General features: G+C 72.0%; 10 protein-coding genes. 6 read left to right on the forward strand and 4 right to left on the reverse strand.

Annotated elements, in window-relative coordinates; genetic code table 11:
• Positions 1 to 84 precede the first annotated feature (84 nt).
• The 3 genes from ddaH (at position 85) to AC07DW_RS10905 (ending at position 3,067) form a co-directional block, all read left to right on the forward strand.
• Entirely contained in the window at positions 85 to 861 is a 777-nt protein-coding gene (gene ddaH / locus AC07DW_RS10895) for a dimethylargininase (protein ID WP_478857485.1), read from the forward strand.
• Positions 862 to 978: 117 nt separating this feature from the next.
• A complete protein-coding gene (locus AC07DW_RS10900; RefSeq protein ID WP_478857313.1) occupies positions 979 to 1,950 on the forward strand; it encodes an acyl-ACP desaturase in 972 nt (323 codons plus the stop codon).
• A 175-nt stretch (positions 1,951 to 2,125) separates the two neighbouring features.
• Positions 2,126 to 3,067 (forward strand): chitosanase, encoded by a 942-nt coding sequence (locus tag AC07DW_RS10905; RefSeq protein ID WP_478857486.1) that lies wholly within the window; start codon positions 2,126 to 2,128, stop codon positions 3,065 to 3,067.
• Positions 3,068 to 3,656: 589 nt separating this feature from the next.
• Here the strand turns inward: AC07DW_RS10905 and AC07DW_RS10910 are convergent.
• Positions 3,657 to 3,905, reverse strand: coding sequence for a WhiB family transcriptional regulator (locus AC07DW_RS10910; protein WP_478857314.1), 249 nt, complete (start codon positions 3,903 to 3,905; stop codon positions 3,657 to 3,659).
• Positions 3,906 to 3,951: 46 nt separating this feature from the next.
• The gene (locus AC07DW_RS10915; protein WP_478857315.1) at positions 3,952 to 4,578 is read right to left on the reverse strand and encodes a VOC family protein; all 627 of its coding nucleotides are present in this window, start codon (positions 4,576 to 4,578) and stop codon (positions 3,952 to 3,954) included.
• 386 nt (positions 4,579 to 4,964) lie between these two features.
• Between AC07DW_RS10915 and AC07DW_RS10920 the strand changes: the two genes are divergently transcribed.
• A complete protein-coding gene (locus tag AC07DW_RS10920; protein WP_478857316.1) occupies positions 4,965 to 5,240 on the forward strand; it encodes a hypothetical protein in 276 nt (91 codons plus the stop codon).
• Positions 5,241 to 5,299: 59 nt separating this feature from the next.
• Here AC07DW_RS10920 and AC07DW_RS10925 read toward each other — a convergent pair whose 3' ends face one another.
• A complete protein-coding gene (locus tag AC07DW_RS10925; protein ID WP_478857317.1) occupies positions 5,300 to 6,289 on the reverse strand; it encodes a multicopper oxidase domain-containing protein in 990 nt (329 codons plus the stop codon).
• 195 nt (positions 6,290 to 6,484) lie between these two features.
• Here AC07DW_RS10925 and AC07DW_RS10930 point away from each other — a divergent pair, with 195 nt between their 5' ends.
• Complete coding sequence (locus tag AC07DW_RS10930; protein WP_478857318.1) at positions 6,485 to 8,980, forward strand: ThuA domain-containing protein; 2,496 nt, start codon at positions 6,485 to 6,487, stop codon at positions 8,978 to 8,980.
• A gap of 47 nt (positions 8,981 to 9,027) precedes the next feature.
• The gene (locus tag AC07DW_RS10935; protein WP_478857487.1) at positions 9,028 to 11,190 is read left to right on the forward strand and encodes an OmpL47-type beta-barrel domain-containing protein; all 2,163 of its coding nucleotides are present in this window, start codon (positions 9,028 to 9,030) and stop codon (positions 11,188 to 11,190) included.
• A 4-nt stretch (positions 11,191 to 11,194) separates the two neighbouring features.
• On the opposite strand, the gene ligD is transcribed toward AC07DW_RS10935, so the two are convergent.
• A complete protein-coding gene (gene ligD, locus AC07DW_RS10940; RefSeq protein ID WP_478857319.1) occupies positions 11,195 to 12,205 on the reverse strand; it encodes a non-homologous end-joining DNA ligase in 1,011 nt (336 codons plus the stop codon).
• Positions 12,206 to 12,211 lie beyond the last annotated feature (6 nt).

The following is a 12,211-nucleotide window of genomic DNA, read 5'->3' on the forward strand; positions in this document are numbered from 1 at the left end:
CGGTGGCATGACCGGCGGTGGCATGACCGGCGGCCGGCGGGGTAAGGGACGGCGGTCACCGACTTCGGGAGGCCGCCCATGCGCGTGCCCAGCGGGAGAGCCCTGGTCCGCCGTCCGAGCCCGCGCCTCGCCGAGGGCCTGGTCACCCATGTCGAGCGGGCCCCCGTCGACCCGGCCCTGGCGCTCCGCCAGTGGGAGCGGTACGTCGGCGTCCTGCGCGAGCACGGCTGGGAGCCCGTGGAGGTGGAGCCGGCCGACGAGTGCCCCGACGGGGTCTTCGTCGAGGACGCGGTGGTGGTTTTCCGCGAGGTGGCGCTCGTCTGCCGGTCCGGCGCGCGGTCGCGGCGCGCGGAGACGGCGGCGGTCGAGCGGGCGGTGGCACGGCTGGGCTGTTCGGTGCGCCGTGTGCGGGAGCCGGGCACGCTCGACGGGGGCGATGTGCTCAAGATCGGCGACACGGTGTACGTCGGACAGGGCGGGCGTACCGACGCCGAGGGCCTGGCGCAGCTGAGGGCGGCCTTCGAACCGCTGGGCGCGCGGGTCGTCGCCGTACCGGTGAGCCGGGTGCTGCACCTGAAGTCGGCGGTCACGGCGCTGCCGGACGGCACGGTGATCGGGTACGAGCCCCTGGTGGAGGCGGTCTCCCTCTTCCCGCGCTTCCTGCCGGTGCCGGAGGAGGCGGGCGCGCACGTGGTGCTGCTGGGCGGCGGGAAACTGCTGATGGCGGCGAGCGCGCCGAAGTCGGCGGAGCTGTTCGCCGGTCTCGGGTACGAGCCGGTCGTGGTCGACATCGGCGAGTTCGAAAAGCTCGAAGGGTGCGTGACATGCCTCTCGGTACGCCTCCGCGAGCTCCGCCCATAACGGCACGTAAACAACCATCCCCGGACCCGGGCTTGGCTCGCGCTTACGGCCCCCTTAACCTACGGTTTCGTAACCTACGAGCCCGTAGGTATTTCTCCCGTCCCCAGGAGCACCCGTATGACCCTCACCTCTCCCCACCTCGGCAGTTCGGACGCGTGGACCGACGCCCGGCTGCTGTACGCCTTGGAGGAGGTGGTCGAGAAGGAGCTCAACCGCCATCTCAAGGTCGTCAAGGACTGGATGCCGCACGAGTACGTCCCGTGGTCGGACGGCCGGAACTTCCCCGGCTTGTTCGACGACGGCGAGGCCTGGGAGCCGCAGCAGTCCAAGGTCACCGACATCGGCAAGATCGCCCTCGTGGTCAACCTGCTGACCGAGGACAACCTGCCCAGCTACCACCACGAGATCGCCTCCCTCTTCGGGCGGGACGGCGCGTGGGGCACCTGGGTGCACCGCTGGACCGCCGAGGAGGGCCGGCACGGCATCGTCATGCGCGACTACCTGCTCGCCTCGCGCGCGGTGGACCCGGACAAGCTGGAGCAGTTCCGGATGTCCCACATGAGCGAGGGCTTCGAGTCGGACAACCGCCACTCGATGCTGCACTCGGTGGCGTACGTCGCCTTCCAGGAGCTCGCGACCCGCATCTCGCACCGCAACACCGGCCACCAGTCGGGCGACCCGGTCTGCGACCGGATGCTGGCGCGCATCGCGACCGACGAGAACCTGCACATGGTCTTCTACCGGAACCTGCTGGGCGCGGCCTTCGAGCTCGCCCCGAACCTGACGATGCAGGCGGTGCGCGACGTGGTCGTGAACTTCCGCATGCCGGGCCACGGCATGCCGGGCTTCGAGCGGATGGCCGCGCAGATGGCGATCGGCGAGATCTACAACCTGCGCATCCACCACGACGACGTCCTCCAGCCGGTGCTGCGCTTCCTGAAGGTCCTCGAGATCGACGGACTGGGCCCGGAGGGCCTCAAGGCGCAGGAGGAGCTGGGCCTGTACATGGCCGGCCTGGACGCGGAGGCGAGCAAGTTCGACGAGAAGCTCGCGGCCCGCAAGGCCCGCATGGCGGCCCGCGGCCGCTGACCGGAACCGGCGCCCGGCGCGGGCGCGGAGCGGTGCCCCCCGGCACGGAGACGGACGTCGGCCCCGGTAGGGGCGGGCGCCCGCCCGTACCGGGGGTCCTCGGCCACGGCGGGTGCCGCGCAGGGCGCTCACAGGGGGCGCGCGGCCGCGTCGTACGCTGTGGCGCGTGAAGCCTGTGACACGCTTTTTCCTGATCGGCGCTCCGATAGCCGTCGTCGCCTCTCTCGTCTTCGGCGGAGGCGACGGTTCCGTACGCCCCGCGGACGTGGCCGACGAGAGCGCCGTCCCGGGGGCGTCCCACTCCACCGGGGCACTGAACCCGCTCAAGGCGGGCACGGCGGACGAGCAGAAGGCCCGGGAGGCCCGCATCGCCGCGATGCCGCCCGGCCTCGCCGCGCCCGGCAAGAAGGAGATCGCCGCCCGCCTGGTGGCCAGCGCGGACAACTCGACCCTCGACTGGCGCAGCGCGTACGACGACATCGAGGACATCGGCGACGGCAACGGCTACACCGCCGGGGTGATCGGATTCTGCTCCGGGACCAACGACATGCTCCAGCTCGTCGAGCACTACACCGAGGAGCACCCCGACAACCCACTGGCCCCGTATCTCCCGGCGCTGCGCGCGGTCGACGGCACCGACTCGCACGAGGGCCTCGACCCCGGCTTCCCGGCCGCCTGGCGGAAGGCGGCCGAGGACCCCGCTTTCCGCGAGGCGCAGGACGTGATGCGGGACCGCGTCTACTTCGACCCGGCGGTGCGGCTGGCGAAGATGGACGGGCTGTCCACGCTCGGCCAGTTCGTCTACTACGACGCGATGGTGCTGCACGGCCCGGGTGTCGGGCCCGACGCGTTCTACGGCATCCGCGCCGCGGCGATGAAGAAGGCGCGGACCGCGGCGGAGGGCGGCGACGAGAAGGCGTACCTCGACGCCTTCCTGGACGCGAGCCGCGCCGTGATGAAGGCCCAGAAGACCGAGCGCGAGCGCGACACGTCGCGTATCGACACCGCTCAGCGGGTGTTCCTGCGGGAGGGGAACATGGACCTGAACCCGCCGCTGACGTGGCGGACGTACGGCGAGACGTTCCGGATCACCACGCAGCCGGCCGGTAGCCCTTGAGGAAGACCCCGGCGACCGGGTCGCCCGCCTCGCGCCGCACGATCGGGTCGTAGACGCGGGCGGCGCCGTCCACGACGTCCAGTGGCGTACGGGTGCCGGCGGCGGCGGTACGGGCCTTGCGGGGCGCGGGGTTCTCGTGGACAAGGCGCGGCGGGCGGCGTTGTCGGCGGCGCAGGTGGGGCAGAGGCGGTGGTAGAACGCGTCGGCCCGCCGGTACGGCGCTTTGCGGACGTAGCAGTGGCGAGGTCTGAGGAACTCCCCCACGCTGCCCCGCCGGGTCGTCGGGGGTGTGTCCTCACGCCGGTCGAGCGCACCGGTCGGGGTGGCGGCGCTGAGCCGGGCGTCGGCCTCGGACCTGTCCCGCTGCCGGGCCTCGCGGCGCTTGTTGCGGCTCTCGCGGGCGAACGACGCGGCGAGTTCCTCGGCCAGCCTCCGCAGGTGGTCGTCCAGGGCAGCGCCCGCAGCCGCCCCACCGTACGGCCGAAGGCGGCCAACTCGTCGTCCGCTCACCGTGCTGTACTGCTGCTCCATGCGCAGGTGATCTTACGGGCGGGCCGGCCGGGCCGGCACCCGGTGGTCCGCCTGGGGCTCAACGCCCCTGCCGGCGAAGCGCGTACCGCTCCTTCTCCGACAGTCCGCCCCAGACGCCGAAGCGCTCGTCGTGCGTGAGGGCGTATTCGAGGCAGGCCTCGCGGATGTCGCAGGCGGCGCAGAGGCGCTTGGCCTCGCGGGTGGAGGAGCCCGGGTCCGGGAAGAAGAAGTCCGGGCCGGTCTGGGCGCACAGGGCGGTGTCCTGCCAGGAGAGTTCGTCGCTGGGAGCGGTGCTGTTCATCGGCATGGCGCATACGCTGCCCCGCCGCGATAAACGGCACGTCAACGAACGATCAACGGTCCCAGGGGGCGGGGGGCGCCGGTCCGCTCCGTAAGCATGGGCTTCCATGGCGTGCTGGGCAAGGGGTGCCGCCGCCCGCCGGGTTGAGGAGGAGATGGCCACCGGTGCCGCCGGGCCCGGGGGCCGAGGACGACTCGATGCCGAGCACCGCCCCGTAGAAGGCCATGGCCGCGGCCGGGTCGCGGGTGTGCAGCTCGGTCCAGCACAGGGTGTGGGGAGCGCCGACCACTTCCAGACCCTCGTGGGTGCCGGGCTGCCAGACGGCGAAGCGGGCTCCCGCCGGATCGGTGAAGACCGCTCTGCGGCCGAGGCCGAGGAGGTCCGCCGGCGGGGACAGCACGGTTCCGCCGCCTGCCCGTACCGCTGCCGCGGTGGCGTCGGCGTCGGGTGTCCGGAAGTGGACCAGCCACCCGGACTGCGCCTGCTCGGAGGGCACGGTCCTGCCGCCCGCGACGGTCCTGCCGTCGAGCCGGAACGTACCGTAGCCGCCCGCCTCGGGGCCGGCCGGCCGGAGAAGCCAGCCGAACAGGGCGCCGTAGAAGGACGCGGCGCCCCGGAGGTCGGGCGCCCCGAGGTCCAGCCAGTTCGGGGCGCCGGTGACGTACCGGGTTGTCAGCATGGTGCCGAGTCTGGTGCCGCCGCCGGAGCGCCGCACCGGGAGGGCGCCCGCGCGTATGACCGGCTCCGGCGACCGGGCCCGGCCCGTACCGTGGGACAAGTGACCGCGTCCTCGCGGCGGGCGGAGACGACGGATCCGGCGGCGCTGCCCCGGTGCCGTGACCGTCCCGGCCGCCGCTGCCGCTGTGGCGGCCGGGACGGCCGGGGCGGGTCCCGACAGGGCGCCGGCGGTGACCACCGGGTCCACCCACCCGGGCGACGGCGTCCGGGTGGCCGGGGACACCCCGGTGGTCCCGCCCCTGGGGACCACGAGCCGGGCCCGCCGGGAGGAGGCTCGCTCCACGTAGCCGCGCATGTCGTCCTTCGGCCGCTCGCGCAACCCGAGCCGTGCGCGCAACGCGTCGAGCGGTGGCCGAACTCGGCGACGCCTCCCATGCCGCCGAACCGGCGCGCCACGACGCCGTCCTGAAGGGCGGCGAAGGAGGCCGGCACCCCGAAGGAGTGCGCGACGACGGCGTCGAAGGCCCGCCCGGGAGCGTGGCAGCTCACGGGGCTGCCCCCGGGTCGTGGAGCGCGGTGATGCACGCGCTGAGCCAGGAGTCGCGCGAGGACCGGCGGTGTGCCAGGAGCACCGGCGGCTGCCGTCGTCCCACGCGTACGTGACCTCGACGGTCGGACCCGCCACGGTCACCCCCGGGGCGGGCACCGGTCGGCGCGGCCGTTCAGTGGGTGTGAGCGCCGGGGGCGGCCGGCGGCGGATGGTGCGGCTCGTACCCGGGGATCGTGCCGTCCGGCTTGGCCACCAGGAACAGGCCGGCCATGCCCATGTCGGAGTGGCTCTGCACGTGGCAGTGGTACATCCACGCGCCGGCGCCCACGTGTTCGCCGGCGACGATCTGGAAACCGAACGAGTCGGCGGGTCCGGTGATCTTGTTGTCGACGACCCTGCTGGGGTCGTCGGGGCCGGTGAGCAGACCGGTGCGGTTGTCCGCCCACCGGTGACCGTGGATGTGGAACGTGTGGTAGTACTCGCCGTGCGTGATCATGATGATCTCGACCCGGTCGCCCACGGTGGCCCGGAAGTCCGGACTCTGGTGGCCCGGCCTGTTGTTGATCGTCATGTCGTTGAAGACGATCGTGAACTGCTTGTCGGGCAGGATGTCGCCCTGACGGCGCACCACGACCGGGCCGTACAGGCCCTTGCGGATGCCTCCCGTGCCGTGGTCCGTTCCCACGACGTGGTCGTGGTAGTGCCAGTAGCCCGCGCTGCCGGCGCGCCACGTGCCGTCCTTGCGGCGGCCGGGGGCGTGGGTGCGCCAGGTGTAGGTGCGGGTACCACCGGGCTCCACATGGCTGCGGTTCATCCTGGTGCCGTCGCTCGCCACGTCATAGTCGACGCCGTGGACGTGCAGGCTGGCGGGCACGTCCATGGTGTTCTCGAACTCGATGTGGAGGGTGTCCCCTTCGTTGAGCTCGATGAGCGGCCCGGGGATGGTGGCCCTGCCCTTCTCCAGCCCGTAGCCCATCTGACCGTCCGCCAGTTTCTCCGCGTACAGCCTGAGATGCCGCACCCGACCGCCGGCCGGGGCGGTCGGCGCGGGTGCCTCCGCCGCCACCGCGACGGGCGCGGAAGCCTGGGACAACGATGTCACGCCGGTCGCGGCAACCGCTCCCCCGGCGAGGAGCCGCCGGTTGAAGCTCCGTCTGTCCATGCCGAACTCCCCAGTGCGATGCGGAGGATGACGGGGCGAGGTGCCCCCGGGACGGGCACACCGTAGCCGGGTGAACCCTGGTTCATCCACAGCCAGGACAAAGTTCGCGGGATTGCTGCCAAGCTATTGGCGCGCCGCGGAAAGAGGTCTAGCTTCATCGTCGTTTGCTGTGACCACAAAGGGGTGGGTGAACACATGCACCGTGCACCACATCACCGGTCGAGAACCCGCCGCGGACCGGCGGCGGCGCTCGCCGCCGGCGCCCTGGCGGCCTCCCTGCTCAGCGGTACGGCGGCCACCGCCGAACCCAACCCGGGCGAGCCCGGGCCCAGCGTTCGGACAACGTTGTCCCTCCCTTCGCCGCCCGGCGGGGCCGATGTGCGGGTGCTGGTCTTCCACGCCTCGGCGACGGCCGAGTCACCGGCCGTCGACGCCGGTATCGCGGCGATCGAGTCGATCGGCCTGTCGGGCCCGACGGCGCAGCGGTTCCGCACCGACGCCACCGACGACGCCTCGGTCTTCACCAGCGCCCGCAAGCTCGGCCGGTACAACGCGGTCGTGTTCCTGACCGGCGGCGGTGACGTCCTCGACCCCGAGCAGGAGGCGGGCCTGGAGGCGTACATGGAGGCGGGCGGCGGCTTCCTGGGCGTCCACGACGCGGCGCGCACCGAGCCGTACTCGGACTGGTTCACCGGCCTGGTCGGGGCCCGGCCCGCCGCGAACAGCCCCACGGCCGTGCAGCGCGCCACGGTGGAGGTGGGTGACCGGCAGCATCCGGCCACGCAGCGGCTCCCGCTGAACTGGAAGCGCCCGGACAAGTGGCTGAACTGGACGGTCAACCCCTCGGGCAGCGTCCACACGGTCGCACGCGTCAGGGAGAGCACCTACCAGCCGGGGCCGAGCGCCAACGGCTGGGACCACCCGGTCTCGTGGTGCCGTGACTACGACGGCGGACGCTCCTTCTACACCGGCATGGGCGGCACGGCCGACTCGTTCGCCGAGACCGACTTCCGTGACCACCTGCGCGGCGCGCTGCTCTGGACGACCCGGCTCTCACGCGCCGACTGCAAGGCCACCATCGACGCCCACTACACGGCGGAGCGGATCACCCGGCCCAACCAGCCCGGGCTCAACGACCAGATCGGCGAGCCGCACGGCCTGGTCGTCGCCCCGGACGGCCGGGTCCTGTACATCGGGCGCGGTGGCGCGGACTCCTCCCACCCGGTGGTGACGGACTGGAACGACCCGGACATCGGCAAGGGCAGGGGCGAGATCCACGTCTACGACCCGAGAACGGGGAAGGTCCGCCTCGCGGGCGCGCTCACGGTCTTCGGCAACAAGGGCGGGGGCGACGAGCTGACCAAGAACGAGGAGGGGCTGCTCGGGATCGAGCTGGACCCTGACTTCATGACCAACGGCTGGGTGTACCTGCACTACACACCGCACTCGCGGATCAACCGCGACACCCATATGGCGGAGCGGTACGTCTCCCGGTTCACCCTCGACCCCGCCACCGACACCCTGGACCCGGCGAGCGAGAAGGTGCTGCTCAGGTGGCCGGTGCAGATCCACAGCTGCTGCCACGCGGGAGGCGGCATGGCGTGGGACTCCAAGGAGAACCTGTACATCGCCACCGGTGACAACAACTCCAGCGGCTTCAGCTCGGGGTACTCGGGCAACAACCCGGAGCCGGACTTCCGGGGTGTCTCCTTCGCCGACGCCCGCCGCACGGCGGGCAACACCAACAACCTCAACGGGAAGATCCTCCGCATCCACCCGGAGGACGACGGGACGTACACGATCCCGGAGGGCAACCTCTTCACCGGCGACGAGCCGGACGAGGGGGGCGGCAAGACCCGTGGCGAGATCTATGTGATGGGCGTGCGCAACCCCGCCCGGATCTTCGTCGACCAGCGGACGGACATCCTGTACGCGGGGTGGGTCGGCCCCGACGCCGGAGCGCCGTCCACCACTTGGGGCCCGGCGAAGTACGACACCTTCGCCGCGATCACCAGGGCGGGCAACCACGGCTGGCCGTACTGCATGGGCAACAACCAGCCCTACCGGGACCGCAACCTCCCCGACCCGGCCAAGCCGCTGGGCTGGTACGACTGCGCCAAGCCGAAGAACGAGTCGCCCAACAACGACGGCCTGGTGAACCTGCCACCGGTCACGCCGAACACCATCTGGTACTCGCCGCAGGGCGGCGGCGTGGACTACCCGCGCGACGCGAGCGGCGTGCCCAGCTACCGGACCGAGGAGCAGAAGCTGCTGCTTCCGTGGCTCAAGGGCGGCGGCCAGGCGACCATGAACGGGCCGGTGTACCGGTACGACGCGGCGTCCGGCAGCACGGTCAAGTGGCCGTCGTACTGGGACGGCAAGTGGTTCGTCGGTGACTTCTACGACGGTGACCAGCCGCGGCACGCCGTGCTGACCGACCCGAGGACGGTCGGCAGGGGCGGCCTGCCGGTGCACGCCGAGTCCCTGAAGAAGATCATCCCGGTGGGGGCGAACGGCATCCGCAACCTGATGGACTGGAAGTTCGCGCCGGACGGCTCGCTGTACGTCCTGGACTACGGGCGCGGCTTCTTCACCTCCGACTCCAGGTCCGCGCTGTGGCGCGTGACGTACAAGGGCGGCGAGCCGACGCCGGCCGCCGACGGCCTCGCGAGGAAGGCGGCCACCCGGTGAGACACCGTTCCCTGAGGCTCTGGACGGCCCTGGCCGGGGCGCTGCTGATGGTCCTCGGCCTGACGTCGACCGCCGCGTACGGGCGACCGGACAACGGGCCGGCGGCCGTGGCGGACCAGGTGCTGACCTGGACCGCCGGTGACCCCATCGACCGTTACCTGACGTTCCCGGCCACGGCGGTGGCGGGGCCGGCGACGATCGTCTTCGAGAACAGCGCGGCCACCGGGAACACCACCGGGATGCCGCACACCCTGACGTTCGACGTCTCGGACCCGGAGTACAACGACGACGTCCGGCTGAACATCCTGGCCAACCCCAACGACGACCAGGGCGGCAGGCACACCGCGCAGGTCACGCTGACACCCGGCCGGTACCGCTTCTACTGCACCATCCCGGGCCACGGCTCGATGCAGGGCATCCTCACCGTGACGGACGGGGGCGGCGGCGAGGACACCACGGCGCCGGAGACCTCCGCGAAGGTCGAGGGCGAGCGGAACGCGGACGGCGCGTACGTCGGCCACGCCAACGTCACCGTCTCGGCGACCGACGAAGGCGGCTCGGGCGTGGACCGGGTCGAGTACGCGGTCGGGGCGGACGGCGCCTGGCAGGCGTACACCGCCCCGGTGATGGTCCACCAGGTGGGCACCCACCGGATCCGCTACCGGGCCACCGACAGGGCGGGCAACACCTCGGCCGAGAAGGCCGTGGACCTCACCGTCGTCGCGCCCCCGACGGACGACAGGACGCCACCGGAGACGTCGGCCACCGTCAGCGGCGAGAGGAACGAGCAGGGCCAGTACCTGGACATGGCGACGGTGACCGTCAGCGCGTCCGACACCGGCTCGGGCGTCAACACCGTCGAGTACGCGATCGGGGCCGGCGGCGCCTGGCAGGCGTACACCGCCCCGGTGATGGTTCACCAGGTGGGCACCCACACGGTCCGGTACCGGGCCACCGACCGGGCCGGGAACGCGGCGGCCGAGAAGTCCGTGCAGTTCACCGTCGTCGCCCCGCCCGCCCAGGACACCACCCCGCCGGAGACGGTGGCCGCGGTGACCGGGAGCAGGAACGCGGACGGCGCGTTCGTCACCAGCGCCACCGTGACGGTGACGTCGTCCGACACCGGCGGCTCGGGCGTGGACAAGGTGGAGTTCTCCCTGGACGGCGGGCCGTACCTGGCGTACACGGCGCCGGTCGTCGTGGACCGGGTGGGTCACCACACGGTGCTGCACCGGGCCACCGACAAGGCCGGCAACACCTCGGCGGCCGGACGGGTGAGCTTCGACGTCGCGGAGGGCGGCGGCGTACCGGCGCCCCACTGCCCCGAGTACGACGAGCGGCTCACCGTCATCGTGGGCACGGTCGACAGCGGCGTACCGAACCGGATGACGCGCGGCCGGTGCACGATCAACGAGCTGATCGAGGACGAGAAGGACTGGTCGTCGCACGCGCTGTTCCTCAAGCACGTGGACACGGTCCTCGACCGGCTGCTCGCCGAGGGCGTGATCGACGCCCGCGAGCACCGGACGGTCTACCGGGCGGCCAGGGAGTCCGGCATCGGCAAGCCGGGGCAAACCACCGGCTACCGGACGCTGTTCGACGGCTCGGCGGAGTCCTTCGCCAGGTGGCAGCACGTGGGCGGGGGCAGGTTCGGCCTCAACGGCGACGGCTCGATGACCAGCAGCGCCACGGTGCCGGGCATGGGCATGCTGTGGTACCCGCAGCGGCGGTACGGGGACTTCTCGCTGAAGCTCCAGTGGCGCGACGACGCCCCGGGCACCGGCAACGCCAATTCCGGGGTGTTCGTCCGCTTCCCGAACGTGCATGACCACCCGGAGGAGTCGCGGCCGGAGTGGGTCGCCATCAAGTTCGGTCACGAGATCCAGGTGCTGGACCGGCCGGACGGCGACATGTACAAGACGGGATCGGTCTACGGGTTCGACCGGGTGGGCCTCGGTGGCGCGGGTGTCACCCCGAAGGGCACCTGGAACGACTACGAGATCCGGGTGGAGGGCCAGCACTACTCGGTGTTCCGCAACGGTGTCCTGATCAACGAGTTCGACAACGACGGCGGCCAGGAGTTCTCCCCGCCGCGCGACGGCGACCCGGGAACCGACGGGCGGCGGTACGCCACCGGCCACCTGGGGCTCCAGGTCCACGGCACGACGGACGTCATCTCCTACCGCGACATCCGGATCAAGGAGCTGTGACCGGCTAGCCGGTCTTCTTGGCGCGGCTCGGCTGTACCCGCTTGGGCTCACCCGGCATCTTCGGGTAGTCCGGCGGGTACGGCAGGTCCGCCAGGCCGTGGTCGCGCTCGTCCCGGGCGGCCAGCTCCAGCAGGCTGTCCAGCGAGAAGGCGTGGTCGTCCATGTCGGCGTGGATGTCGCCGTGGTCGGCGTAGCGCACGGGCATGGTGGCCAGGTCGAAGTCGCGGGGGTCGACGTCGTCCAGTTCGTCCCACCGCAGCGGGGCGGAGACGGGGGCGTGCGGCTTGGGGCGGATCGAGTAGGCCGAGGCGATGGTCCGGTCGCGGGCCGTCTGGTTGTAGTCGACGAAGATCCGTTCGCCGCGCTCCTCCTTCCACCAGGCGGTGGTGACCCGGCCCGGCATGCGCCGTTCCAGCTCGCGGCCCACGGCGATGGCGGCGCGGCGGACGCGGGTGAAGTCCCAGCGGGGCTCGATCGGTACGTAGACGTGGAGGCCGCGTCCGCCGGAGGTCTTGGGCCAGCCCCGCAGTTCGTGCTCGTCGAGCAGGGCGCGCAGTTCGTGCGCGGCGGCCACCGCCTCGGCGAAGCCGGTACCGGGCTGGGGGTCGAGGTCGATGCGCAGCTCGTCGGGGTGGTCGGTGCCGGTCCCCCGGACGGGCCAGGGGTGGAAGGTGAGGGTGCCGAGGTTGGCCGCCCAGATGACGGCCGCGATCTCGGTGGGGCGGATCTCGTCGGCGAAACGGCCGCTGGGGAAGGTGATGTGGGCGGTAGGGATCCAGTCGGGGAGGTTCTTGGGCGCGCGCTTCTGGAAGAAGGACTCGCCGTCGACTCCGTCGACGAAGCGCTCCAGGGTCGTCGGGCGGTCCCGCAGCGCGCGGGTGATGCCCTCGCCCACGGCGAGGAAGTAGCGGGCCACGTCCAGCTTGGTGAAGCCCCGCTCCGGGAAGTAGATCTTTTCCGGGTTGGACAGACGTACGGTCCGCCCGCCGGCCTCCAGCTCCACCGCGTTTCCCATAGGCGT

This window comes from Streptomyces sp. NPDC045701 (genome assembly GCF_056432045.1).